General features: G+C 64.8%; 25 protein-coding genes. 10 read left to right on the top strand and 15 right to left on the bottom strand.

Annotated elements, in window-relative coordinates; translation table 11 throughout:
- Positions 1-81: 81 nt before the first annotated feature.
- Positions 82-1,092 (bottom strand): cysteine synthase A, encoded by a 1,011-nt coding sequence (locus AQ619_RS09720; RefSeq protein WP_062146771.1) that lies wholly within the window; start codon positions 1,090-1,092, stop codon positions 82-84.
- Between the two features lie 120 nt (positions 1,093-1,212).
- Here AQ619_RS09720 and AQ619_RS09715 point away from each other — a divergent pair, with 120 nt between their 5' ends.
- Positions 1,213-2,751, top strand: coding sequence for a cryptochrome/photolyase family protein (locus AQ619_RS09715; protein WP_062146769.1), 1,539 nt, complete (start codon positions 1,213-1,215; stop codon positions 2,749-2,751).
- 4 nt (positions 2,752-2,755) lie between these two features.
- Here AQ619_RS09715 and AQ619_RS09710 read toward each other — a convergent pair whose 3' ends face one another.
- From AQ619_RS09710 to AQ619_RS09700, 3 genes are read right to left on the bottom strand one after another with little or no spacing between them, the layout of a single operon-like run.
- Complete coding sequence (locus AQ619_RS09710; protein WP_062146767.1) at positions 2,756-3,037, bottom strand: hypothetical protein; 282 nt, start codon at positions 3,035-3,037, stop codon at positions 2,756-2,758.
- Between the two features lie 11 nt (positions 3,038-3,048).
- Entirely contained in the window at positions 3,049-4,284 is a 1,236-nt protein-coding gene (locus tag AQ619_RS09705; protein ID WP_236849442.1) for an SAM-dependent methyltransferase, read from the bottom strand.
- Between the two features lie 49 nt (positions 4,285-4,333).
- On the bottom strand, positions 4,334-5,782 hold the full coding sequence (locus tag AQ619_RS09700; protein WP_062151499.1) for a cryptochrome/photolyase family protein: 1,449 nt from the start codon (positions 5,780-5,782) through the stop codon (positions 4,334-4,336).
- Positions 5,783-5,841: 59 nt separating this feature from the next.
- Here AQ619_RS09700 and kdsA point away from each other — a divergent pair, with 59 nt between their 5' ends.
- The 5 genes from kdsA to AQ619_RS09675 all read left to right on the top strand — a co-directional run bounded on the left by kdsA (position 5,842) and on the right by AQ619_RS09675 (position 11,706).
- Positions 5,842-6,708 (top strand): 3-deoxy-8-phosphooctulonate synthase, encoded by an 867-nt coding sequence (gene kdsA, locus AQ619_RS09695; protein ID WP_062146765.1) that lies wholly within the window; start codon positions 5,842-5,844, stop codon positions 6,706-6,708.
- Between the two features lie 4 nt (positions 6,709-6,712).
- The gene (gene rfaD / locus AQ619_RS09690; RefSeq protein ID WP_062146763.1) at positions 6,713-7,714 is read left to right on the top strand and encodes an ADP-glyceromanno-heptose 6-epimerase; all 1,002 of its coding nucleotides are present in this window, start codon (positions 6,713-6,715) and stop codon (positions 7,712-7,714) included.
- Positions 7,715-7,822: 108 nt separating this feature from the next.
- Positions 7,823-9,307 (top strand): hydroxymethylglutaryl-CoA synthase family protein, encoded by a 1,485-nt coding sequence (locus tag AQ619_RS09685; protein ID WP_062146761.1) that lies wholly within the window; start codon positions 7,823-7,825, stop codon positions 9,305-9,307.
- 11 nt (positions 9,308-9,318) lie between these two features.
- On the top strand, positions 9,319-10,521 hold the full coding sequence (locus AQ619_RS09680; RefSeq protein WP_062146759.1) for an acetyl-CoA acetyltransferase: 1,203 nt from the start codon (positions 9,319-9,321) through the stop codon (positions 10,519-10,521).
- A 30-nt stretch (positions 10,522-10,551) separates the two neighbouring features.
- Positions 10,552-11,706 carry a DUF3089 domain-containing protein gene (locus AQ619_RS09675; protein WP_062146757.1) on the top strand — a complete coding sequence of 385 codons (1,155 nt, stop codon included), beginning with the start codon at positions 10,552-10,554 and terminating at the stop codon, positions 11,704-11,706.
- Here the strand turns inward: AQ619_RS09675 and AQ619_RS09670 are convergent.
- Both AQ619_RS09670 and AQ619_RS09665 read right to left on the bottom strand, forming a co-directional pair.
- Complete coding sequence (locus AQ619_RS09670) at positions 11,673-12,041, bottom strand: DUF6285 domain-containing protein (protein WP_062146755.1); 369 nt, start codon at positions 12,039-12,041, stop codon at positions 11,673-11,675. The two genes, AQ619_RS09675 and AQ619_RS09670, sit on opposite strands and share 34 nt — an antisense overlap.
- On the bottom strand, positions 12,038-13,015 hold the full coding sequence (locus tag AQ619_RS09665) for a phosphotransferase family protein (RefSeq protein WP_062146753.1): 978 nt from the start codon (positions 13,013-13,015) through the stop codon (positions 12,038-12,040). The genes AQ619_RS09670 and AQ619_RS09665 overlap by 4 nt, the downstream gene beginning before the upstream one ends.
- 114 nt (positions 13,016-13,129) lie before the next feature.
- Here AQ619_RS09665 and AQ619_RS09660 point away from each other — a divergent pair, with 114 nt between their 5' ends.
- Positions 13,130-14,086, top strand: coding sequence for a DUF808 domain-containing protein (locus tag AQ619_RS09660; protein ID WP_062146751.1), 957 nt, complete (start codon positions 13,130-13,132; stop codon positions 14,084-14,086).
- Here the strand turns inward: AQ619_RS09660 and AQ619_RS09655 are convergent, their stop codons facing one another.
- From AQ619_RS09655 to tcyJ, 6 genes are all read right to left on the bottom strand, one after another.
- Positions 14,087-14,392 (bottom strand): DUF3892 domain-containing protein, encoded by a 306-nt coding sequence (locus tag AQ619_RS09655; RefSeq protein WP_062146749.1) that lies wholly within the window; start codon positions 14,390-14,392, stop codon positions 14,087-14,089.
- Between the two features lie 166 nt (positions 14,393-14,558).
- Positions 14,559-16,649 (bottom strand): ATP-dependent DNA helicase RecG, encoded by a 2,091-nt coding sequence (recG, locus tag AQ619_RS09650; RefSeq protein ID WP_062146747.1) that lies wholly within the window; start codon positions 16,647-16,649, stop codon positions 14,559-14,561.
- Between the two features lie 38 nt (positions 16,650-16,687).
- Positions 16,688-16,990, bottom strand: a complete 303-nt coding sequence (locus AQ619_RS09645) for a hypothetical protein (protein WP_062146745.1) — start codon at positions 16,988-16,990, stop codon at positions 16,688-16,690.
- A 70-nt stretch (positions 16,991-17,060) separates the two neighbouring features.
- Complete coding sequence (locus AQ619_RS09640; protein ID WP_062146743.1) at positions 17,061-17,795, bottom strand: amino acid ABC transporter ATP-binding protein; 735 nt, start codon at positions 17,793-17,795, stop codon at positions 17,061-17,063.
- Positions 17,792-18,451 carry a cystine ABC transporter permease gene (gene tcyL, locus AQ619_RS09635; RefSeq protein WP_062146741.1) on the bottom strand — a complete coding sequence of 220 codons (660 nt, stop codon included), beginning with the start codon at positions 18,449-18,451 and terminating at the stop codon, positions 17,792-17,794. Before tcyL ends, AQ619_RS09640 begins: the two co-directional genes overlap by 4 nt.
- 2 nt (positions 18,452-18,453) lie before the next feature.
- Positions 18,454-19,245: a cystine ABC transporter substrate-binding protein gene (gene tcyJ / locus AQ619_RS09630; protein WP_062151497.1), complete on the bottom strand. Its 792-nt coding sequence runs from the start codon at positions 19,243-19,245 to the stop codon at positions 18,454-18,456.
- Between the two features lie 165 nt (positions 19,246-19,410).
- Here tcyJ and AQ619_RS09625 point away from each other — a divergent pair, with 165 nt between their 5' ends.
- Positions 19,411-20,595 (top strand): M48 family metallopeptidase, encoded by a 1,185-nt coding sequence (locus tag AQ619_RS09625; protein ID WP_062146738.1) that lies wholly within the window; start codon positions 19,411-19,413, stop codon positions 20,593-20,595.
- 120 nt (positions 20,596-20,715) lie between these two features.
- Here AQ619_RS09625 and AQ619_RS09620 read toward each other — a convergent pair whose 3' ends face one another.
- Positions 20,716-21,831, bottom strand: a complete 1,116-nt coding sequence (locus AQ619_RS09620; protein ID WP_062146736.1) for a beta-ketoacyl-ACP synthase III — start codon at positions 21,829-21,831, stop codon at positions 20,716-20,718.
- 309 nt (positions 21,832-22,140) lie between these two features.
- Between AQ619_RS09620 and AQ619_RS09615 the strand changes: the two genes are divergently transcribed.
- Together AQ619_RS09615 and AQ619_RS09610 are read left to right on the top strand one after the other, a co-directional pair.
- Complete coding sequence (locus tag AQ619_RS09615) at positions 22,141-22,515, top strand: hypothetical protein (protein ID WP_335338033.1); 375 nt, start codon at positions 22,141-22,143, stop codon at positions 22,513-22,515.
- Positions 22,512-23,444: a sterol desaturase family protein gene (locus tag AQ619_RS09610; protein WP_062146733.1), complete on the top strand. Its 933-nt coding sequence runs from the start codon at positions 22,512-22,514 to the stop codon at positions 23,442-23,444. Before AQ619_RS09615 ends, AQ619_RS09610 begins: the two co-directional genes overlap by 4 nt.
- A 4-nt stretch (positions 23,445-23,448) precedes the next feature.
- Here the strand turns inward: AQ619_RS09610 and AQ619_RS09605 are convergent, their stop codons facing one another.
- Positions 23,449-24,429 (bottom strand): NUDIX hydrolase, encoded by a 981-nt coding sequence (locus tag AQ619_RS09605; protein ID WP_062146731.1) that lies wholly within the window; start codon positions 24,427-24,429, stop codon positions 23,449-23,451.
- A complete protein-coding gene (locus tag AQ619_RS09600; protein ID WP_166504204.1) occupies positions 24,426-25,070 on the bottom strand; it encodes a YfbR-like 5'-deoxynucleotidase in 645 nt (214 codons plus the stop codon). Before AQ619_RS09600 ends, AQ619_RS09605 begins: the two co-directional genes overlap by 4 nt.
- Positions 25,071-25,177: the final 107 nt, after the last annotated feature.

The raw sequence follows: 25,177 nt of genomic DNA, 5'->3' as shown, positions 1-25,177 counted from the left end.
CGTCCGAGTTCTGGAACGTCAAGGATCGCGGTATCCGCCTTGCCGGGCAAGCGGTCCAGCGTCCTTAAGCAGCGGGCAGGATTACATCCAGCCAGGCGTTGGCAGACCCCTCTCGGCCAGGAAGGCCGGATTGAACAGCTTGCTCTGGTAGCGTGAGCCGTGATCGCAAAGAATGGTCACAATGGTGTGGCCGGGACCCATGACCCGCGCCAGTTCGATTGCGCCGGCGATATTGATCCCGGCCGAGCCGCCCAGGCACAGGCCCTCATGCTCGACGAGATCGAATATGACCTTGAGCATGTCCTCGTCACTGATCCGGAAAGGATGGTCGACGACCAGGCCCTCGAGATTGGCAGTGACGCGGCCCTGGCCGATGCCCTCGCTGATCGAGGTACCTTCCGACTTCAGTTCGCCGTCCCGGAACCAGCTGTAGAGCGAGGCCCCGTGCGGATCAGCCAGACCGATCTTCACCGAGGGCTTGCGCTCGCGCAGGGCCGCTGCGACCCCGGCCAGGGTGCCGCCTGACCCAACGGCGCAGATGAAGCCATCGACCTTACCCTCTGTCTGGTCAAAGATTTCAGGGCCTGTAGTCAGGTAATGCGCCTGGCGGTTGGCGACATTGTCGAACTGATTGGCCCAGATCACGCCATTGGGTTCGGTCGCGGCAAGTTCCTCGGCCAGGCGACCGGAATAGCGGACATAGTTGTCGGGGTTTGAATAGGGAACCGCGTCCACCTCGACCAGTTCAGCGCCGAGCAGACGAATGGCGTCCTTCTTCTCCTGGCTCTGGGTGCGGGGGATGACGATGGTGGTCTTGTAGCCCAGGGCCGAGGCGACCATGGCCAGGCCGATCCCGGTATTGCCGGCCGTGCCCTCGACGATCCGTCCGCCGGGCTTGAGCAGTCCCCTGGCTTCGGCATCGCGGATGATGCCCAGGGCCGCACGGTCCTTGACCGACTGGCCGGGGTTCATGAACTCGGCCTTGCCCAGGATTTCGCAGCCCGTCGCCTCGCTGGCGCGATGCAGGCGGATCAGGGGCGTATTGCCGATGGCGTCCAGAACACTGGGGGAGACGCTGGCTTTAGCAGTCATGTGTGCGGATCGGTGAAGCTGGAGGGCTGCAGGGTCGTGTGAGCATGGTAGATCGTGTCGCGGCGACCCGAAGCAAGCCCAGATTTCCTGATGGTCGGGTCGAGGAACGGACAAGGCGTAATGAAGTCGGGTTTGGGCGCGCTGCGGCTGGTGCTGGGCGATCAGCTGAGTGACGAACTTTCGGCCCTGGAGGGACTGGATCCGGCTTGCGACCTCGTCCTGATGGCGGAGTCTGTCGCAGAAGCCACGGCCTGGAAACATCACAAGCAGAAGCTCGTCCTGGTCTGGTCGGCCATGCGCCAGTTTGCCGAACGCCTGAGGGGCCGGGGCGTGCGGGTCCGCTATGTGGCGCTGGATGACCCGGCCAATACCCGCTCGATCAGCGGCGAGATCGTCCGGGCCCTGGCCGAGGAGCCGCTCGGCCGCGTGATCCGCACGGCCTGCGGCAAGTGGGGGCTCGAGGACCATCTGCTGGCCCTGGCCCAGACCCTGTCGGTCCCGATCGAGACGCGTGAAGACGATCGATTCCTCTGCTCGCGTGCCCGGTTCGCTGCCTGGGCGGAGGGGCGAAAAGAGCTGCGGATGGAGTACTTCTATCGTGAGATGCGCCGCGCCACAGGTCTGCTGATGGATGGCGACAAGCCGGTGGGCGGTCAGTGGAATTTCGACGCTGACAACCGCAAGAAGCTGCCGACCGGCATACGGCCGCCGGCGCGCCTGCGAACCCCGCCCAACGCGACGACGCGCGAAGTGATGGCGATGGTCAGCACGGGCTTTGACGCCCATTTCGGCCAGATCGACACCTTCTCCTGGCCGACCAATCCCGACGAAGCCAACGCCATCCTCGACCACTTCATGGCCGATATGCTGCAGGGCTTTGGCGACTGGCAGGACGCCATGAGCTGGCAGAGGCCGTTCCTGTGGCACAGCCTGATCTCACCGGCCCTCAATATCGGCCTGCTGAACCCACTGACGGTTTGCCGGCGCGCCGAGGCGGCCTATCGGGAAGGCAAGGCACCGCTCAATGCCGTTGAGGGCTTCATCCGCCAGATCCTGGGCTGGCGGGAATTCGTTCGCGGGGTCTACTGGCTGAAGATGCCGGAATACGCCCTGCGCAACGCCCTGGACGCCCAGGGCAAGCTGCCGTGGTTCTACTGGACCGGCGAGACCGACATGGCCTGCGTCGCCGACGCCGTCCGCGCCGCGCGGGATCACGCCTATGCCCACCATATCCAGCGGCTGATGGTCACCGGCAATTTGGCCATGTTGCTGGGCGTCCATCCCGACGCGGTCGATGACTGGTACATGGTCGTGTTTGCCGACGCCTACGACTGGGTCGAGATGCCCAATACCCGTGGCATGGCCACCTTCGCCGATGGGGGAATTGTCGGTTCAAAGCCCTATGCCGCAAGCGGGGCCTATATCGACCGCATGAGCGACTACTGCAAAGGCTGTCGCTACGACGTCAAGGATCGCAACGGGCAAAATGCCTGCCCGTTCAACGCCTTGTACTGGGATTTTCTCGACCGGAACGAGGCCCGGCTGGCGGGGCTGGGACGGATGATGATGCCCCTGAAAACCCTGTCCAGAATGCCGGAAGCCGAGCGAACGGCGTTTCGCGCCAAGGCTGCGGCGACCCGGCAGGCCATGGGCGTCTAGTCGGTCAGGTGGGATCCAGGGTCTGAATGACATTCAGCAAGGCCAGAGCACCGCTGGTCGTGGTCGCCGCGCACCAGACCCCGAGCAGGTCCTCGACCTCGACCAGCCGGTTCTCAACCGCGTCCTCCAGAATGCCGCGTGCGACGTCTGAGGATGGTTCTCCAAGAAGTTGATTATCTTCGAGTTCCTTGCACCAGGCTGCAACAGCCTCGACGGGGCCTGTGGCCCGGAACTGCGAGATATAGGTCCCGCCATGATAGTCCAGCACCAGGGTGTACAGGCTCATGGCGGTTCCTTTCAGGTGCGGCTCAGCCCCAGCTGAATGACATTGGTCCGCTCGGTACGGAAGCCGGCTTCGCAATAGCTGAGATAGAATCTCCACAGCCTGCGGAAGCGCTCGTCGAAGCCGAGCCGGGCAATCTCATCCCAGGCGGATTCAAAGCGCTCGGCCCATTCGGCCAGGGTGTGCGCGTAGTCCTGGCCAAACCGATGGATGTCGCGCCAATCAAGGCCGGCCCGACGGGTTTCAGCCTGCAGCCGCGCCTCACTGGGCAGCATGCCGCCCGGAAAGATGTAGCGCTGGATAAAGTCGGTATGGGTTCGGTAGTGCTCGAACAGGTCGTCACGGATGGTGATCACCTGCAGGCCGGCACGTCCGCCCGGGCTCAACACGTCATGGATCTTGCCGAAATAGGCAGGCCAGTAGGCCTCGCCGACGGCCTCGAACATCTCGATCGAGGCCACGCGATCGAACTGACCCTGAACGTCCCGATAGTCGATAAGCTGGATGTCGGCCTTTTCGGCCAGGCCCTGCTCGAACAGACGCTTTCGGGCGAAGTCGTGCTGGGCCGGCGAGATGGTGATGGCCGTGACCTGGGCCCCGATCTCCCTGGCGGCATATTCGGCAAAGCCGCCCCAGCCGCAGCCGATTTCCAGGAGGCTGTGCCCCGGCTCCAGGTCGATCGTCCGGGCCAGGGCGGCATACTTGGCGGTCTGCCCCTCGGCCAGAGACTGGCCCGGCTTGTCATAGAGGGCCGAGGAATAGGTCATGCTGGCGTCCAGCCAGCGGGCGTAGAAGGCGTTGCCCAGATCGTAGTGGGCATGGATGTTCTTCCTGGACCCCCTGCGGTCGTTTCGGTTGAACAGGTGGAAGAGCGCATTGGCCGTGCGCATGACGATATTGCCCTCGACCAGGTCGTGCAGCCGGTCAAAGTTCAGCGAAAAGGCTTCCAGCACGGTCGAGAGGTCGGGCGTATCCCATTCCCCGGCGATGAAGCCTTCGGCAAAACCGATATCGCCAGAGGCCAGGGCGCGACGGACAAAACGGTAATCGCGCACCTGGATTACCGCGTGCGGGCCAGGCTCCTTTCCGGCGATTTCGAACCGCTTGCCAGAGGGCAGAATGAAGATCAGGGACCCGGTCGCCCAGTTCTCGGCGGCAATCCGAACCACGGCCCGGAAGGCTCCCGGCGCGCTTTTCAGAGCGGGATCCCGCCATAGCGCGGTTTCGGGATAGGTCATGGCGGTTCGCATGCAGTCTCCTGGCAAAAACGCTCTGGGACCGTTGGCGCGGATCTGCCCCCTAGCCAGATTTCAGGCGATGGTAGGCGGCCAGGGCCCGCGCCCGGGCCTCAGCGTGATCAACGATCGGTCTGGCATAGATACGCCGGGCGGTGATGTTGAGATGCGTCGGTGCCGTCCAGGGCTTGTGGATAACAGCGTCCGGCAGAGCCCTGAGTTCCGGAACCCAGCGGCGAACATAGGTCCCGCGGGGATCGAACTTTTCGCCCTGGGTGATGGGATTGAAGATCCGGAAGTAGGGTGCAGCGTCAGCCCCGCTGCCCGCCGTCCACTGCCAGTTGCCGATATTGTTGGCCAGGTCGGCGTCTAGCAGGGTGTCCCAGAACCAGGCCTCGCCCTGTCGCCAGTCGATCAGCAGGTGCTTGATCAGGAAAGAGGCCACAATCATCCGCACCCGATTGTGCATGTAGCCCGTGGCCCAGAGTTCGCGCATGCCGGCATCGACGATCGGATAGCCGGTCTGGCCCCTGGTCCAGGCCTGGTAAGCTGCGTCGTCGCTGTTCCACGGAAAGGCGTCGAACTCGGGCCGGAAACTGGCGGTGACGATGTCTGGCCGGTTGAAGAGGATAGTGTGGTTGAACTCCCGCCAGCCGACCTCCGACAGGAACTTGTCCGCCTGGCCGGCGGGGACGTTGCCGGCCGCCACCTCTGCCCGGGTCGCGGCCCAGATTTGACGGGGCCCGATCTCGCCGAAATGCAGATGGGGCGACAGCAGCGAGGTGACCTCGACGCCAGGGATGTCGCGCTGGTCAGCATAGTTCTGGATTTTCGAGCTCAGGAACGCCACCAGACGATCGGCCGCGCCCGCTTCGCCGGGCGACCACATTGTGAAGCCGGTCGACCAGTCCGGCCCTGTCGGATGCAGGCCCCAGTCTGACAGACTGTCGCTGGACGGCCATTCGGCGGGCGACGGAAGGGCGACGGGTGCCGGCGTGACGTGGACATCGCCGATGTGCTCGCGGGCTGCGCGCCAGTACGGGGTGAAGACCTTGTAGCCTTCGCCGGAGCCATTCTTCACGGTCCATGGCTCATTGAGCAGGCTGGCATTGAAGCTCTTGCAGGCCATGCCTCGCGAGCGGAGGTCAGCCTTGATCGCGGTGTCGCGGTCGATGGTGGACTTGTCATAGAGCCGGTTCCAGACCACGCCCGCCGCGCCGGTCTCGGCAATCAGGTCATCAAGAACCTCGGCCGCCGCGCCACGCCGCAGGATTAGCCTCCCGCCGCGTTGGTCTATATCGACGCCGAGGGCGCAGAGCGACTTGTCCAGCCACCACAGCGACGCGGCACCCATGGGGCGCATGCCCGGCGTTTCATCCAGAATGTAGAGCGGAATGACGGGCCGGCCTGTCGCAACCGCCGCGTTCAGGGCCGGATTGTCAGTCAGTCGAAGGTCCTTGCGAAGCCACACCAGGACCGGTCCGTCGCCGTCGATGTCGATCCGCACTTGCACCATCCCGCTTCTGAGGCCACCTGTCTGACCGGAAATCGTCACTCGCCGGAAGCCTTGCCTTGAGTCAGCCCCAAGCCGTAGCCCCAAACGCCGTCGTCGAGCTCAAGACCTCGACCGGTACGCCCGTTCGCATTGGCAATGGCGAAAGGCTGTCGATCATCGCAGGCCCATGCCAGATGGAAAGTCGGCAGCACGCCCTGGAAACGGCCCATGCCCTGAAGGAGATGGCCGCCCGACTGGGCGTCGGCCTGATCTACAAGACCTCCTACGACAAGGCCAACCGCACCTCGGCCAACGCCCAGCGCGGCATCGGGCTGCATGACAGCCTGCCGATCTTCCAGGAGATCCGCGAGGTCACCGGCCTGCCGACCCTGACCGACGTCCATGAGATCAGCCATTGCGCCCCGGTCGCCGAAGCCGTCGACGTGATCCAGATCCCGGCCTTCCTGTGCCGTCAGACCGACCTGCTGCTGGCCGCCGCCGCGACCGGTCGAGCGATCAACATCAAGAAGGGCCAGTTCCTGGCTCCCTGGGACATGAAGAACGTCATCGCCAAGGTGACGGGGGCGGGCAATCCCAATGTGATGGCCTGCGAGCGCGGCGTATCGTTCGGCTACAACACCCTGGTCAGTGACATGCGCTCCCTGCCGATCATGAAGGAGATCGGCTGTCCGGTCGTGTTCGACGCCACCCACAGCGTGCAGCAGCCGGGCGGCCTGGGCGGCTCTTCCGGCGGGCAGCGGGAATTCGTCCCGGTCCTGGCGCGCGCCGCCGTTGCGATCGGGGTCGCCTGTGTGTTCATGGAAACCCACCCCGACCCGGACAATGCCCCGTCTGATGGCCCGAACATGGTGCCCATGAGCCAGTTCGAGGCCCTGGTTGCCAACCTCCTCGAGTATGACGCCCTGACCAAGCGCGCGGCCTGATCCCATGACCCGTCGCACCGTCCTCGTCACCGGCGGAGCCGGTTTCATCGGCTCCAACATCGTCGCGCGCCTGTGCGAGGATCCGGCCATCGACGTTGTGGTCTGTGATCGCCTGCGCGAGGCCGACAGTGGCAAGTGGCGCAATCTCGCCAAGTCGCCGATCGCCGATTTCGTGGCTCCGGAAGACCTGTTCGCCTGGCTGGCCAAGCGCGGTGGCGACGTCGAACTGGTGATCCACATGGGCGCGGTATCCTCGACCACCGAGCCGGATGCCGACAAGATCATCCAGTCCAATTTCGTGCTGTCGCGCGACCTTTGGGAATGGTGTGCCGAGCATGGCCGCCGGCTGATCTATGCCTCTTCGGCGGCGACCTACGGCGACGGAAGCCTGGGTTTTGACGGCCGGGACGATATCGAGTCGCTCAAGGCCCTGCGGCCGCTCAATGCCTATGGCTGGTCCAAGGCGCTGTTCGACATCTATGCCGTCCGCGAAGCGTCCCGGGGCCGTGCGCCTCTGCAATGGGCGGGTCTGAAATTCTTCAACGTCTATGGGCCCAACGAGGACCACAAGGACCGCATGAAGTCGGTGGTCGCCCAGATCTGGCCCAAGGTCGCGGCGGGAGATGGCGTCAAGCTCTTCAAGTCACACCATCCTGACTATGCCGACGGCGGGCAACTGCGCGATTTTGTCTATGTCCGCGATGTCGCCGATATCGTCGGCTGGCTTTCGGACAATCCCCAGGTCAATGGCGTCTACAACCTGGGCTCGGGCCGGGCGCGGGCCTTCAAGGATCTGGCCGAGGCGACCTTCCGCGCGGCGGGCCAGCGGCCGGACATCAGCTATGTCGACATGCCCGAAGTATTGCGGGGCAAGTACCAGTACTTCACCGAGGCCAACATGGATCGGCTCAGGGCGGCGGGCTATGTCGCGCCGATGACCAGCCTTGAGGACGGGGTAGAGGACTATGTCGCGGGTTTCCTGGCGACAGACGATCCCTATCGCTGACCATCCCGGTCAGAAAACCTGACGGAGCTTGACGAAGCGGCACGCTTGAAGACCCCCGGCACCGGCGCCTAGGCTGCTCCCAACGAGACAAGTTCAAGGGATGGAGTCATGGTCGGCATCGCCGCCTGGGGAGCCTATGCACCGCGCCTGCGGTTGAGCCGCAAGGCGGTGGTCACAGCCAATGCCTGGGTCGCCCCGAACCTCGTCGGCAAGGGCAAGGGCGAACGGGCCATGGCCAACTGGGATGAGGACGCCCTGACCATGGCCGTCGAGGCCGCCCGCGACGCCCTTGGGCCCGCCGACGACCGGTCTCACATTGACGCCCTGTACTTCGCCTCCACGACGGCCCCCTTCGCCGATCGACTGAATGCCGGCGTGGTCTCCGCGGCCCTGACCCTCGAGAAGTCCATTTCCGCCAGCGACGTCACCGGCTCGCAGCGGTGCGGGCTTGCCGCCCTTGCCCAGGCCCTGGACTCGGTGTCTGGCGGATCGGCCAGGTCAGCCCTGGTGGTTGCCGGCGAGCGCCGCAAGGCGCGCGCAGTATCGGCCCTGGAGCTGGACTGCGGCGATGGTGCTGCGGCCTTTGTCATCACCGCCGAAGGGGGCGCTGCCGACTTCCTGGGGCGCGGCAGCGTCACAGACGATTTCGTCGACCACTTCCGGGGCAATGACGGCGGCTTCGACTATGCCTGGGAGGAACGCTGGATCCGCGACGAGGGCATCGTCAAGCTGGTCCCGCCGGCGGTGAAACGCGCGCTTGCGGCTGCGGGCGTCGCGGCCGCTGATGTGGCCCACTTCTGTTTCCCCTCGACCTTCTCCGGCATGGCCGCCACCCTGGCCAAAAGCCTGGGGATCCCGGCCGAGGCCGTGCGCGACAACCTCGCCGCCGTAATGGGGGAAGCCGGCTCGGCCCATGGCCCGCTGATGCTGGCCCACGCCCTTGAACAGGCCAAGGCGGGCGAGATCATCGTCGTGTCCCAGTTCGGACAAGGTGCCGAGGCCCTGGTGTTCCGGGCCACGGGCGCGGCGAACCTCAAGCCGGCGCGCGGCGTTACGGGTTCTCTAGCTGACCGTCAGGAAGAGACCAATTATCTGAAGTTCCTGATATTCAATGGCCTGGTCGACTGGGACAAGGGCATGCGGGCCGAGAAGGACAACAAGACGGCCCTGACCACCCTCTACCGTAACGAGGACATGATCCTGGGCCTGGTCGGTGGCCGCTGTCGCGAGACCGGGGTCGTACAGTTCCCGCGCACCCGGATCTCGGTGGCCCCCAACAAGCCCGCCCTGGACACCCAGGAGCCGTACCGGTTCGCAGAGCGCAAGGCCTCCGTGCTGAGCTATTCGGCGGATTATCTGACCTTCTCTATGGCACCGCCCAACCACTACGGCATGATCGTCTTCGAGGGCGGCGGGCGGATCATGATGGACATCACCGATGTGTCGCCCGGCGACGTCGACACCGGTCTGCCGGTCAAGATGGTGTTCCGCATCAAGGACATCGACGAGAAGCGCGGCTTTGTACGCTATTTCTGGAAGGCCGCGCCGGATCGTTCGGCGGTTTCAGCTCAAACCGCCGTCGCGGCGGAATAGGAGAGACGATCATGGCGCAAGGCATCCGCGACAAGGTCGCCATCCTGGGCATGGGTTGCAGCAAGTTCGGCGAGCGCTGGGACTGCGGTCCCGACGACCTGATGGTCGAGGCCTATATCGAGGCCATGAATGACGCCGGTATCGAACCGAGCCAGCTGGACGCGGCCTGGTTCTCGACCCATGTCGACGAGATGGGCACAGGCAAGGGCGGGACACCGATGTCGATCGCCCTGCGCCTGCCCAATATCGCTGTGACGCGGGTGGAGAATTTCTGCGCCTCAGGTTCTGAAGCCTTCCGGGGCGCGGTCTATGCCGTGGCCTCCGGCGCTGCCGATATCGCCATCGCTCTCGGCGTCGAGAAGCTGAAGGACACCGGCTATGGCGGCCTGCCGGTCGCCAATCCCGGCACCCTGATGCCTCAGGTCATGCCCAACGGCTCGGCCCCCGGCAACTTCGCCCAGCTGGCCAGCGCCTATCGGGCCAAGCACGGCGTCTCCAAGGACGACCTGAAGCGCGCCATTGCCCATGTTTCGGTAAAGAGCCACGCCAACGGGGCCAAGAACGCCAAGGCGCATCTGCGGAAAGCCGTGACGGTCGATCAGGTGCTGAACGCCCCTATGATCGCCGAGCCTCTGGGCCTGTTTGACTGTTGCGGCGTGTCGGACGGCGCGGCCTGCGCCATCGTCACCACGCCCGAGATCGCCAAGGCGATGGGCAAGAAAAACCTGACGATGGTCAAGGCCATCCAGCTGTCGGTCTCCAACGGTTATGAGAGCCAGTACAACGGCTGGGACGGCAGCCATTTCCACACTGCCCGCATCGCTGCCGGCAAGGCCTATCGCGAGGCCGGCATCGAACGGCCGCGCGAGCAGATTTCGATGATCGAGGTTCACGACTGCTTCTCGATCACCGAGCTGGTGACGATGGAGGACCTGTTCATCTCGCCCGAGGGCCAGGGCTGGCGCGATGTGATGGACGGCTTCTATGACGCCGACGGCGGGGTGCCGTGCCAGATCGACGGGGGCCTGAAGTGCTTCGGCCACCCTATCGGGGCGTCAGGCCTGCGCATGCTCTACGAAATGTACCTGCAGCTGCAGGGTCGTGCCGGCGAGCGCCAGTTGAAGGATCCTGTCTTCGGCATGACGCACAATCTGGGCGGGGCACCGGCCAGCAATGTCTGCTCCGTGGCGATCATCGGGCAGGAGGGGGCTTAAACGCCAGCCAGCCTTGGTGTACCCAAGGCCATGGGTGATGCTTTAAAGGGCTTCAAGCGCTGGATCTTTGCGGGGGCGGTTCTGCTGCTGGCGTTGCTGGTCGCGGCTGCCTTCGTCTGGCGCTACGACATCCTGAGCAACGCGCTGGATCCCAAGGTCCCGTTCCTGACCTACAAGCCGCCGCCGCCACCGAACTACGCCCAGGCCTCGGCCTGGGCCCTGCGGCCCAAGGATCCGGCCAGCCCGGCGGTCACCGATCCGCCCGTGGATGTGTTTTTTGTCCATCCGACCACTTTTGATGGTGGCCAGGACTGGAACGGGGCCATCGACCAGCCCAAGGCCCAGAAATTCCTGAACCGTGTCGTGCTGCCCAACTATGCCGGACCGTTCTATCGCGTCGGCCGGGTCTTCGCGCCGCGCTATCGCCAGGCCAGCCTCTATACCTATCTCACGCTCCGCGATGATGCTCGAGAAGCGCGGCGTTTTGCCTATGGCGATGTGCGCGAGGCCTTCAGGCTCTATCTGGCCCGCTACAACAGGGGGCGGCCGTTTGTCCTTGTCGGGGTGGAGCAGGGGGGCGCGATGGCAGCCCGGCTGCTTCGCGAGGAGATCGCGGCGGTTCCGGCGATCCGGCAGCGTCTGGCCGCAGCCTATCTGATCGAAACCATTGTGCCGGCGGAGGAGTATGGTTCGGCTTCGCTACTGCCGGCCTGCGAGCGGCGGGGGCAAACGGGCTGTGTCGCGGCGTGGGCTTCGGTCCAGGATGGCGACTTTCAGCGCATGCAGGAAATGACCCGTCGCTCCCTGATCTGGGATGCCGGCGACCAGTTGATCGACCTGAATGGTCGCCTCGCCTTGTGTTTCAATCCGCTGTTGGGCGGGCTGGGCGAAGATCGCGCGCCGGCGAGGATGAACCAGGGTGCGGCCAATGCCACGGGTCTGGAGTGGGGCGCGCGCCCGGCCTTCCTGCAGCGGCAGGTCTCGGCCGGGTGCGAGGGCGGTCTGCTGCATACCAGTCGCCCCAAGTCGACAGCCCTGCGGGATGCCGGGTCCTGGGCTGATCGCCGCAAGGTCGACGGGTTCAACCTGTTCTATGCCGACATCGAGGCCGATGCCCTGGAGAGGGTAGGCGCATTGGTCAACAGTTCCAATCAGCCAGCCAGAAGCGCCTCCAGCCCGCTATAGCCCGGCTGGTCGATCGCGATGCGGGCGATCGCCGTTGCGCGAAGATGCGCCAGCAAGGCCGGAGCCCGGGGCGAGATCACACCGGCCTTAAGGTCCTGGCAGAGGCGGTGGTTCATCATTTCGATGGGTCCGTCCAAGTCCAGCAGGTCCCTGAGCCGAGCCTGCTCTTCGGCCTGGGCAATGTCTCCCAAGGCGGATTCGCGGTCGAGCAGGGCGCGAGCATTGTCGGCGACCCTGGCCAGGAACTGGCGGCGGGGGTCTGAGGGAGGCGTTGGGTCCTGGTCGAACAGGGTGAGCGCGGACCGGAGCTCGTCAGCTGTGGGGCAGGTGATCACGGCATGATCTCCATCAGTCGGACAAGATCGATTTCTGTCTCGCTCACCCTGCGCCCGATCATTGCCCGTTCGATCGAGGGATCCGCACCGGTCGCGAAACTGGAATACATCATCAGGCACATGACACCCCATTTCAGGGTGCCCAGAGCTTGCCAGAATTGCATTCGCGCCAGTGGAATCTCGCTGCCGCGGGTATGGGCATAGCCCTCTAGCAGGGCCTTATAGTCGCCGAAGCCGCCGACTGGTCTGCGCCATTGGCCAAATCGCCAGGAGTTTACGCAGATCCAGCCCAGGTCCTCGGCCGGATCCCCCAGATGGGCCAGTTCCCAGTCCAGCACGCCGACCAGGCCCTGCTCGGGATGGATCATCAGGTTGCCATTGCGAAAATCGCCGTGGACCAGGACGGGGGCCGCCGGCACTGGGGCCGAGGCCTCGAGCCATCGAAAGGCCGCCTCGAAGGTCGGTCGCTGGGCGTCAGTCTGGCGATAGATCTCCTCATAGCGGGCCAGTTCCCCGCGTGCATCGGAGGTGGCCAAGGGTGGCAAGGCTTCCAGGGGGGCACTATGGATCTGGCCCAGCACCTCGCCGCAGCGCTGCGCAAGGCCGGGACGGATCGTATCAAAGGCCGCGTCGCGGACGATGCGCTTGCCGAGGGTTTCGCCTTCGAGCCGTCTCATGACGAAGGCTTCGCCAAGACCGTCTTCGGGCGCGCAGACGCGCTCAACGATCGGCACGGGCGCGCCTGTCCGGCCAGCGGCCGCGATCAGTGCAGCTTCCTGTGCCAGGGACGCTGCGGTTTCGCGGGAGGGCGCGCCATCGGGCCGCCGTCGCAGGATCAAGGGCGTACCATCGTCGAGGTCGAAGGCCCAGGTTTCCAGGCTGGCTCCGCCTGACAACCTGCGGGCGTTCAAGGTCCCGGTCGCGGTCGGTGACAGCAGGGGGGCGAGACGGTCCAGGGCAGCCAGAAGGGTCATGGGCCCTAGGTTTCAGCCCTCACCCTGCGTCAGGCAAGCGATCGCGCAGTGACATTGCCGGCGGATCACCACACCTTGCCGGCACGCACAGTCCTGACCCCTGCCGAGAGTTCCATGCCCTCTGGTCTCGCCGCCTTGCTGGATGATGTCGCCGGCATCACCAAGATCGCCGCAGCGTCGCTCGACGACGTCGCCGGCGCGGCCGGCAAAGCCGGCACCAAGGCCGTCGGCGTGGTCGTCGACGACGCGGCCGTGACGCCGGGCTACGCCATGGGGTTCACGCCGGACCGGGAACTGCCCATCGTCTGGAAGATCGCTGTGGGATCCTTCCGGAACAAGCTCGTGTTCCTCCTTCCCGGGGCCTTGCTGCTTAGCGCCTTCGCGCCCTGGGCGGTGACACCGATCCTGATGGTCGGCGGATCCTACCTGGCCTTCGAGGCAACCGAGAAGATTCTTGAGGCCTTGGCCGGCGAGCATACGGCTGACGAACCGGAAGAGCTCGCGCTGAGCGGGCCTGAACTCGAAGCCCAGAAGGTCAACGGGGCGATCCGCACGGACCTGATTCTATCCGGCGAGATCATGGCCATTGCCTTGGCCGACGTCGCGGGCAAGCCCCTGCTGGTTCAGGCCGGAGCCCTTGCCCTGGTCGGCGTGCTCCTGACGGTCGCGGTCTATGGCGTGGTCGGTCTGATCGTGAAGATGGACGACATCGGCCTGCATCTAGCCCGGCGCAAAAACCCCGTCACGCGGAGCCTGGGCCGGGGTCTTGTCAAGGCCATGCCGATCACCATGGAAGCCCTGACCCTGATAGGCACTGCCGCCATGCTCTGGGTCGGCGGTGGGATCATCGTCCACGGCCTGGAACACTTCCATCTGACCCCCATACCTGCCTGGGTCGAGGGCCTGTCGCACTGGGCACAGCGCGTTCCGGTCGTGGGGGCTGTGACGGGTTGGCTCGCCTTTGCCCTGGGATCTGCCGTGGTCGGTTTGGCGGTCGGCGGAACCCTGGCGGGCCTGATCCACCTCTGGCACCACCGCAAGCCCGCCGTCGCCCCTGACGGAACGGCCTGATCAGGCAGATTCTACAGTCTCGCTGACCGGGAAATCAGGCAGGGTCAGCATGTCAAAAGGCTCATTGCGATCATTGGCCGTTTTCAGGTAGCGGCAGCCGGTGCGGCTTGTCTGGGCTTCGACCTTCACTTCGACGTCGCCGCGCACCACGAAAAAGCGCCACTTGCCGCTATCGACCAGCTTGATGGCTTCCTTGATGGTCAGCTTCCAGGGCTTGTCTCCACCACCGCCAATATGGGTGATCCGCTCATAGGTACTGTGGCGGCCGTTTTGAGCGGCGCAGGTGATTTCGGCGCGTTGAGCCATTGAGTCGTCCGGGTCGGCGCAGTTTTAGGTGAGGCGCCGGTCGGTTTGCGCGATCACGCTAGGCCGGGGTGCCAATAAGGCCTGTCTGCTGGTGCAAAGTGCGCTGAAGAGCAGCGCTCAGCCACTATAGCAGTTCGACCGGTCCTTGGGGGATCATTCGACCAGATCAGCCCGCATCATGCTGGGGAGAGGTCGGTTTCCAGTCAAAGAGCGCCTGTAGGGTCTGGACGGCCTGGCCCCGGGGCGAGATCAGTTCTGGATCGCGGGCCAGGATCAGCCGAGCGTCGTCAGCGGCGACTGCGATCAGGTCGCGATGGGCAACTGGGTCAGCCAGGCGATAGGCCGGAAATCCGCTTTGCTTGAGACCGAGCGGATCGCCGCCGCCCCGCAGTTCGAGATCCTTCTCGGCGATCTCGAAACCGTCATCCGACCGGCGAAGGATGTCGAGGCGTTGCTGGGCCGTCTCGGACAGCGGTAGATCATAAAGCAGGACGCAGGAGCTTGGCCTGGCCCCCCGTCCTACCCGGCCACGAAGTTGGTGCAGTTGGGCCAGACCAAAACGCTCGGCCTGCTCGATGACCATGATGCTGGCATTGGGCACATTGACCCCGACCTCGACCACCGTGGTAGCCACCAGAACCGAGACCTTGCCGTCAACAAAGTCCGCCATGACGGCATCTTTTTCGGCAGCCGGCATCTGTCCGTGAACCAGGCCGACCGATGAGCCGATGATCTGACGCAGGTCCGCTGCGCGATCCTCGGCGGCGCGCAGGTCGATCTTCTCGGACTCAGACACCAGCGGGCAGATCCAGAACGCCTGGGCCCCACTGGCGGCCGCTGCCTTCAGACGGGCGATGATCTCGGGCAGGCGCGGCATGGGAACAGCACGGGTGGCCACGGGCGTTCGGCCTGGTGGCTTCTCGTCGATGCGGGAAACATCAAGGTCGCCGAAGACGGTCAGTTCTAGGGTGCGTGGAATTGGTGTGGCCGACATGGCCAACAGATGCACGCCACCGCCATCACCCGCAGGGCCCTTGTCCTGCAGGCGACGCCGCTCGTTCACGCCGAAACGATGCTGCTCGTCGATGATCGACAAGCCCAGCGCCTTGAAGACCACGTCATCCTGGAACAGGGCATGGGTGCCGATGGCGACCGCATGGACCCCACTCGCCAGGCCTGAGAGCTTGCTGGCACGTGCGGCACCCTTGTCTCGGCCGGTCAGCAGGATCACCGACAGGCTCAGCTGCTCAAGGATGGGGGCGATGGTCTCAAAGTGCTGGCGCGCGAGGATTTCCGTGGGGGCCATCAGGGCAGATTGCAGACCCGCGCCCGCCGCGTCGGCGATGGCCAGCATCGCCACCACCGTCTTGCCGGAGCCGACGTCGCCCTGCAGCAGGCGGCTCATGCGCTGACCCGAAGCCAGATCACCGCGGACCTCCGAGAGGGCCCGAATCTGGGCCCCGGTCAGTTTGAAGGGCAGGGCCCTTTCTGCGTCTGCGGCCAGTGGGCTGGGGCCGATAGACGGCGCGGGCTGGGCGCGACGCGAGGCCTTGCGTTGGGCCAGGGCCAATTGGTGCGCCAGCAGTTCGTCATAGGCCAGGCGACGTCGATGCGGCGCGAGCGGATGGACATCGGCCTCGCCCTCAGGGCCATGAGCGGCGGCAAAGGCCACACGCCAGGACGGCAGGGCCTCGCGAGCCTGCCAAGCGGAATCCAGCCACTCCCCCAGGTCGGGAGCGCGGCTGAGGGCCTCGAGGGCGAACCGGCGAAAGCTCCGCGACGGCAATCCAGCAGTGGCGGGATAGACCGGCTCAAACGCCGGGATGTCGCTAGCCCGGTCCTCAGGCAGCAGATATTCCGGGTGAGCGACCTGTATCTCCGAGCCGAACCGCTCGACCTTGCCGCTCACGACACGTCGTGCGCCGACAGGGTGTTGCCGCTCGAGATGCGGGCCATGGCCCTTGAACCAGGTGAGGGTCAGAAAGCCTGTCTCATCCCAGGCCCGGATCTTCCACGGCTGCCCCAGCCGGCTTGGTGGCTGGTGGGCATCAAGGCTGACCGTAAAGGTCTGGACCTGGCCATCGATCGCCCGGTCAACCGTTGTGGCCGTCCGGCGGATCACGCTTGTCGGCAGGGTGAAGAGAACATCGCGGACGATCGAGCCGGCGAGTTTTTCGACCAGAGGCGCAACACGCGGCCCCACGCCTTTCAGCGTGGAGACCGGCGCGTAAAGCGGAAAGAGAATCTCGGGTCGCATCGACCAACCATAGCGAACCCGGGGCCGGATGGGGACGCTTAGGCTTCGCGGTTCATCACGGGATCGAGGGCCGCGATCAGGTCGGCATACTCTTCGGAGCGCGAGGCACCGGAAACATTCAGGCGCGTATAGAGGCTGGCCGCGCTGTGGCGGCTCTGAGCCTCGCCCCAGCGGGAAACAGCACCGATCAGATTATTCGTCTCACCGGCAAGCAACACGGCACCAGCGGCGTCCAGATAGACGAAGTTGCCCGCGATGGTCGTGCGAGGGTCGGCATCCTCGGCGAGCTTGTAGCGATAGACAGCGCCCGAGGCGCCTTTGAGTTCGATATAGGGTTTCACAGGACCTCGCCTAAATGGCACGCGGCGTTGGCGGCGATCTGGTGAAGGGTGCCCAAGGCCAAAATATGGCTCAGGACGTCGCCACCTTGCCGAGGAATCGTCGCGTACGCTCCTCCTTAGGCGCTCCGAACAGCGCGCGCGAGGGGGCCTGTTCGACGATCACGCCCGCATCCATGAAGATCGTGCGGTCAGCTACGTCACGGGCAAAGTCCATCTGATGGGTGACGATCAGCATGGTGCGGCGTTCTTCGGCCAGTTCCCGGATCACGGCCAGGACTTCGCCGACCAGTTCGGGGTCGAGGGCGGAGGTTGGTTCGTCGAACAGAATGACTTCTGGGTCCATCGCGAGAGCCCGGGCTATGGCGCATCGTTGCTGCTGTCCGCCGGAGAGTTCGGCCGGATAGGCGTCGATCCGGGCACCCAGTCCGACCTTGTCCAGCAGGGCTCTCGCGCGGGCCTCGGCAGATCGACGGGCTTCGCCGCGCACAATGATCGGCGCTTCGGCAACGTTTTGCAGAACGGTCCGGTGTGGGAAGAGATTGAAGCTCTGAAACACGAAGCCGACGCGGCCCTTCAGGGCGCGAGCCAGTGGAGGGCTCTGTGCCGCCTCGACGCCGGCGATCTGCAAGGATCCACCGTCCAGGAGCTCAAGCCCGGCCAGGCACCTTAGCAGGGTCGACTTGCCAGAGCCGCTGGGCCCGATGATGGCCACGACCTCGCCCTGGGCGACCTCGATATCGACGCCGTTCAGCACGGTGGTCCCGTCGAAGCGCTTGATCAGCCCTGTAGCCGAGATAGTGCTCATCGACGGCCCTCCGCCGCTCGCCGCTCCAGCATGGCCTGACCGGCCGCCAGTAGGGTCGAGACGAGCCAGTAGATCGCGGCGGCCGCCAGATACATCGTAAAGATCTCGAAGGTCCGGGCGGTGATCAGTTGGGTCTGTCGGAACAGTTCCGGCACCTGGATCGTGGCGGCCAGGGAGGTGTCCTTGACCAGGCTGATGAAGCTGTTGGACAGCGGGGCGACGGCCGTGCGGGCCGCCTGGGGCAGGATCACTCTGCGCATGGTCTGGCTGCGGCTCATGCCGAGCACCGTGGCGGCCTCCCACTGGCCACGATCGACATTGGCGATGGCGCTGCGCAGGATTTCGCAGGCATAGGCCGCGACGTTCAGCGAAAACCCGATCCCGGCCGCAATCAAGGGCGGTAGCTCGATCCCGAACTGCGGAAGGCCATAATAGATCAGGAAAAGCTGCACGAGCAGGGGCGTGCCGCGAAAGGCCGAGACATAGGCGGCGGCGGGCCATCGCAACAGCACGCTCGACGACAGTCGCATCAGGGCAAGGCCAAAGCCCAGCACCAGGCCAAGGCTCATCCCGATCAGGCTGAGCGCCACGGTATAGCCTGCGCCCTTGAGGAGGAGCGGAGACGACTCCAGCAGTAGGGCGATTATCGCGTTCATGCCTATTGCGTAACGTCGGCGCCGAACCAGGTCTGCGAGATCGCTGCCAACCGGCCGTCGGCCCTCATGGCCGCGATAGCCTGATCCACCAGTACCTTCATGGCCGGGTCCTTCAGCATGGCCACACCCTGGTTCTGGGGTGCGAAGGCCGGGCCGGCGGCTATGAACTCCGGCGAGTTCTTGACGAAGTCTGCGGCCACCAGCCGGTCATTCAGGACCGCATCGATACGGCCCGCCCTGAGATCCTGGTACTTGGTCGGATCATCATCATAGGTGCGGATGTCGGTTTGGGGGGCATTGGCCCGAAGCCAGGCTTCATAGTTGGTGCCCAGGCCCACACCGACCTTCTTGCCGGCGAATTCTGCGGGCGAATAGGGTCCGGCCTTGCCGCGCAGCACGATGATCTGGATGCCAGACACCGTATAGGGCTTGGAGAAATCGTACTTCGCCGCGCGCTCCGGCGTGATGGTGATCTGGTTGATCACGACGTCGATACGCTTTGATTCCAGCGCACCCAGCAGGCCGGCGAAGGGCGAAGGACTGAATACCGGCTTGAGACCCATCTGGGCGGCCAAGGCCTTGCCAAAATCGACATCGAACCCCGCCAGCTGGCCGTCCTTGTCCTGAAAGTTGAAGGGCGGGTAGGTGCCCTCTAGCCCGATCCGGAGTGTCTTGCTGGCCTGAACGCGTTGGGCGGTAGTCTGTTGAGCGTCGAGCTGCGCCTTGTCACTGCAGGCCGCAAGGGTCAGGGCTCCCGCGCCCAGTAGAAGGTGTCGACGGTCGGGGAATCGCATGAAAGCCTCGAAGATCCGCAAGCGGTCCATTTCTATACGCCACGGCGACCTTCGCCAGTGGCAAGCGCATCCGACAGACGACATGACAGTGTCTGTCAGGGAATTAAGCTGACCTTGCGGACGGAGTCTGCCCTTCTCCCGTCCAGAATGCAGAGGGGAGGGGCCATGTCCCAGAAATTCGACGCGGCCGCAGCGACGGCCACCTATCTGGCGCAACTGTCGCCAGCGGTTCATGCCAAGGCGCAGGCCTATACCCAGGGCGGCCACTGGCTGCTCCTTTGGGGCTTTCTGATCTCACTGCTGTCCGCGTTTCTGATCCTGCGGTCGGGTGTGCTGGTGCGCACGCGTTTGCGCCTGGAGGGCCATCGCCGCCGACCACTCCTGGCCAGTTTTGGCGTGGGTGTCGTCTTCCTGCTGATGGACTGGCTTCTGAACCTGCCTTGGTCGGCCTACTCCAACTGGTGGCGGGAAAAGCAGTACGGCATGACCAGCCAGGCCTTTGTCGCCTGGCTGGGCGAAGGGGCCCTGTCCTTTCTGATTTCGGCCGTTTTCACGGGGCTGTTCCTCGTTGCCCTCTATGGCCTGATCCGCAAGGCGCGGCGTTTGTGGTGGCTTTGGGCCGGCGGACTGAGCGCCGGTTTCATGGTGCTGGGGATGCTGGTGGCACCGATCTATATCGAGCCTCTCTTCAACACCTATACGCCGGCGCCAAACGGCGAAGTGCGCAATGCGGTGGTCGAGATGGCCAAGGCCAACGGCATCCCGTCGGACAAGATCTTCATCTATGACGGGTCCAGGCAATCCAATGCCTATACCGCCAATGTCTCCGGTCTGTTCGGCTCAGCGCGGATCGCCATGAGCGACACCATGTTCCGGAAAGGAGCGGATCTGGCCGAGGTCCGCGGCGTTGTCGGCCATGAAATGGGTCACTATGCCCGGGGGCACAGCTTGTGGATTACCGGCATCTTCAGTCTGCTGGCGATCCTGGCCTTCTTCCTTGTCGACCGCTTTTTTGCTCCCATGCAAAGGCTGCTCAGCGCCGACGGCGTGACCGGCATCGCCGACCCGGCTGGCTTGCCGGTTCTCGCGGTGATCCTGGCCGTGCTGGGCCTGTTGGGGACCCCGATCCTCAATACGGTGATCCGCGAGATCGAAACCGATGCTGACCGCTACAGCCTGGAGCATGTCGGCGAACCCGATGGCCTGGCCAAAGCCCTGGTCAAGACCATCGAGTATCGGGCCGCGACGCCGGGCAAGATTGAGGAAGCCCTGTTCTATGATCATCCGGCCGTGGGCGTGCGCATTCGCCGGGCCATGGACTGGAAGGCGGCGCATCCGAAGCCGCAATAGGGCCCGGCACGCCGGGAGCCTGGTGGCAACACGAGGGGCCCGGGGGAACGCCTAGCGTTTGCCCCCGGGTCTTGACGCTCTGCCCCGTCGCGTCGGGCCTTTTTTTGCAGTAGCGCGGAGCTAGCGCTTCCTCACGAACACCGTTCCGGCGGAATAGCCTGCACCGAAGCTGCAGATCAGTCCTGTTTCGCCGGCGGCAAAATCGTCATTGGCTGAGTGGAAGGCGATGATCGAGCCGGCGGAGCTGGTATTGGCATAGGTGTCGAGGATGATGACGTTCTCGCCCGGGGCAGGGTCGCGGCCGAGGACCTTGCGGCCGATCATCTCGTTCATGTTGATATTGGCCTGGTGCAGCCAGAGGCGCTTCAGAGCCTTCGGATCGAGGCCAAGGTCGGCGGCGTGTTCGACGATCATCTCGCTGACCATCGGCACCACTTCACGGAACACCTTGCGCCCCTCCTGGACGAAAAGCTTGTCGCGGGCCCCTTCGCCTTCCGGCGCTGCACGGTTCAGGAAGCCGAAATTGTTGCGGATATTGTTGGAGAACTGGGTCTTCAGGCGCGTGCCGACGATCTCCCAGCCGCCGGTCGCCTGGGCCGCATCCTCGATGATCACCGCCGTGGCCACATCGCCGAAGATGAAGTGGCTGTCGCGGTCCTTGAAGTTCAGATGGCCCGAGCAGATTTCGGGATTGACCATCAGCACGGCCTTGGCGCTGCCGGTGGCGACAAAGTCGGCTGCCGCCTTGATGCCGAAGGTGGCCGAGGAGCAGGCCACGTTCATGTCGAAGGCGAAGCCCTCTATTCCCAGGGCCTGCTGGACCTCTATCGCCATGGCGGGATAGGCCCGCTGCATGTTGGAGGCTGCGCAGATGACGGCTCCGATCTCCGACACCGGCTTACCCCAGGCCGCGATGGCCTGCTTTGCGGCTTCCACTGCCATTTCGGCCAGGATCGAGATCTCTTCGTTCGGGCGCTCGGGCAGGACCGGTCGCATGATGTCCGGATCGATGATCCCGTCCTTGTTCATCACGAAGCGCGACTTGATGCCCGAGGCTTTCTCGATGAATTCGGGAGACGACGGGGCCAGGGCGACCACGTCGCCAGCGGCAATGGCCTCGGCATTGGCGGCGTTGAAGCGCTCGACGAAGGCATTGAAGGCCTCGACCAGCTCGGTGTTCGAAATGCTGAACGGCGGGGTGTAGAGCCCCGTGGCGGCGATGACGGCTTTATGCACGCGACTAGTCCCGATGATGCGCGCAGGCCTCTGCGAACCTGCGATCTTTTGCTTATGGCGAGGTTGATATCATGGAAGACGCTCCCGTCACCCATGACTCACCGCACCCCTGTTTCGCTTGGTCCATGAAGGCAGGTTGCCGCTGCGACAGGCAATGGCCAGAGGCACCAACCGGGCTTCGAGCTCTGGACTAGCGAACCACGCGGGCATGGGGCCGAAGAAACATGACGCAGGCGTCACTCTTGACGTGGGGCACCTGTGGCCCGACGCTGGAAAAAAAGGGAGGGCGGCGTCAGCTTGGAAAAGGCGATGCTGATACAACTGATCGGGTCGGCGATCGCGATCAGCGTGCTCGTGGGCCTGTCAGCCTTGGCGGGAATCGCCAGGCCAACCCCGCCGCTGGATGCCACCAGCCTTTCAGCCCTTCTGGCGCAGGAATTTCCGGACCATCGCCCGATGGCGAGCTGGATATCGGCCGATGGGCGGGCCGCCCTGGCCAGGGACGGCGACACTGCCTTGGTGCTCTGGAGGCGCGGCGACGGCTATGTGGCGCGTGATCTGGACTGGGCCGCCGTGGCGACCGCCCCTTCGCTCAGGGGCCGCCGGATCCTGAAGACGGCTGACGGCCGTCCGGCCCTCGCTGTCGCCGATGATGTCTGGCCCCCGAAGGAGTTGGCGGCATGAAAGCCGAAATCGATCCCGTCCAGATGGCGATACCCTTCTTCGTCCTGGCCATCATCCTCGAGATCGGCCTGGCGCGCCTCGGCAAGGCCAAGGCCCATTACGAACCCCGGGACACGGCCATGTCCCTGGCCATGGGCTTTGGCAGCACGGTCGCCGGACTGCTGACCGCCGGTCTGGTCTTCGCCGCTACGGTCTGGGTGTACGAGCACCGGATCTTCTCAATTCCGATGACCGCCGTCTGGGCCTGGGTTGTACTCTTCTTCGCCGAGGACCTGACCTATTACTGGTTCCATCGCATCGCCCACGAGCGGCGGTTCTGGTGGGCCAGCCATGTGAACCACCACACCTCGACGCACTACAACCTGTCGACCGCGCTGCGGCAAACCTGGACGGGCGGCATTGCCGGGACCTGGATCCTGTGGCTGCCGCTCGTGTTTCTGGGCTTTCCGCCGGCCATGGTGGCAATCCAGAAGGGCATCAGCCTCGTCTACCAGTTCTGGATCCACACCGAGGCGGTCAAGCGCATGCCGCGCTGGTTCGAGGCGGTGTTCAACACGCCGTCGCACCACCGGGTGCATCACGCCCGTAACCCTCGCTATCTGGACGCCAACTATGCCGGCATCCTGATCATCTGGGACCGGATGTTCGGCACCTTCACCCCCGAGCTCGATGAAGAGCCCTGTCGCTACGGTACGGTCAAGAACCTGGGCAATTTCAACCTGCTCCACAACGTCTTCCACGAGTGGATCGGCATCGCCAAGGATCTGGCCGGTTCGAAGTCACCGCGCGAGGTACTGGGCTTTGTGTTCGGTCCGCCCGGATGGAGCCCTGATGGCTCCCGGGATACCTCGCACACCCTGAAGGCCAGGTGGCGAGCGCGGGTGGAGGCAGAGAGGGCTTCAGACGAGGCTCCCGCAGCTGCGGAATAGTGGGTCAGTCGCGCAGAAGCGGCAGGCTGAGGCCGCTGGCCGGGCGCGCCACCAGCATTTCACGGCGGAACCGGAACAGTTCGGCCGGGCGGCCACCGGTCTCGGCGTCGAGTCTGCCCAGGCCCTCGACCAGGTCCTCGCGTTCGACCACCCGGCGGAAGTTCTGCTTGTGCAGCAGCACGCCGGCTATGGCCTCCACCGTGCGCTGCAGGGTCGAGAGGGTGAACTCTTCGGGTGTCAGCTCGAAGACCACCGGGCGATACTTGATCTTGCCGCGCAGGCGCGACAGGCCGGTCGCCAGAATGCGACGGTGGTCCGAGATCATGGGTTCGCCGAGGGCTGCCGACAGGGCTGCGGGCTCGGCCGGATCGTCGCCATCGGCGCGGGCCTGGTCGCGAGCGGCCTCCGGGGCGAGGCCAGCTTCGTAAAGAAGCTCGTAGCGCTCCAGGACCCGTTCCTCGTTCCAGGGTGCGCCATCCAGAGCAAAGGCCAGACGGGCGCGAGACCATTTGGCCGCGTCGTCCCCGGCCCAGCGCTTCAAGGCTGGGGCCAGAACGGTGTCCAAGAGGGCAGGCCGGCCCTGCCGCCAGTCCTCCCAGGGGAAGAACCGCGACCAGGGAGCCCAGGCCGTATCGGGAGCATTGGTGTCGATGGCGTCGGGGGTCAGGCCCAGATAGCCGACCGAAACCACGCGCGCGGCTCCGGCCCCGACCTCGGCCCGAGGCGCGTCTCGGCCCTTGTCGCCGAAGGTGTAGAGTTGTTCGACATAGCCCAGCTGGAACCGTGTCTGCTCGGTCACGAAGGCCCGCAGGCCAAGTTCGAAGGTTCGGTGGCCTTCCGGGTCGAACGGACCAAAGGGTAGGCCGGGCAGGGGCGAGGCGACGTCGGTGATAGCGTCATGCGGGCGAACCGTCAGCACGACGGCCTCGCCGTCGCGAATGGCGACGACGACGGCGGAAAGCCCGATGACGACCGACGCGGTCATTCGGTTTCCAGGACCGCGAGGGGGGCGGATTCAAAACCGGCGGCCCGGGAGAGCACGTGGAATCGCTGCACGTACTGAGCCTGGGCTTCGAACGGGGCCTGCGGCCGGATCTGCAGATCGTATCCCGGGGGCGGCGCTCCGAAAATCGCCAGGGACTCGGCATGTTCGAAGCCGGCCAATTGGGTCGCCTCGAAGAAGGCGCAGGCGCGGTCTGCCTGCTTGATCAGCTTCTTGATCGTCGGCGGCGTCTTCACGGGCAGTCCGAAGCGGATATGGATTGCATCTTCCAGCCGCCCTTCGAAGTCCTTGTAGCTGACGCCGAGTGCAGCCTTGAACGGGCTGATCATGTCGCCGATCACATATTCGGACGCATCATGCAGCAGGGCGGCCAGTCGCCATTTCGGCTCGAGGTCGGGCTTGATATGGGCTGCGATTTCTTCGACCACCAGGCTGTGCTGGGCGACGGAAAAGCCGTGGTCGCCAATCGTTTGGCCGTTCCAGCGGGCGACCCTTGCCAGGCCGTGGGCGATGTCCTCGATCTCGATGTCCATAGGCGACGGGTCGAGGAGATCCAGCCTCCGGCCGGAGAGCATCCTTTGCCAAGCGCGGGGTGCCGCGCCCCTATGCAGCCCTTTGGCCACGAGATCGTTCCTTACGGTGAAGTTGGACTGACTGGCCCATTGGTTGACAAAGATCAATGAGCGGAGCGGCCTGATCTGTGGAAATGCACGCCAAAGGGAGTTCGATC

Source organism: Caulobacter henricii (genome assembly GCF_001414055.1).
GTDB classification, from domain to species: Bacteria; Pseudomonadota; Alphaproteobacteria; order Caulobacterales; family Caulobacteraceae; genus Caulobacter; species Caulobacter henricii.
Note: the sequence above shows the minus strand (reverse complement) of the source record. Positions and strands in the feature narration are given on the sequence as shown.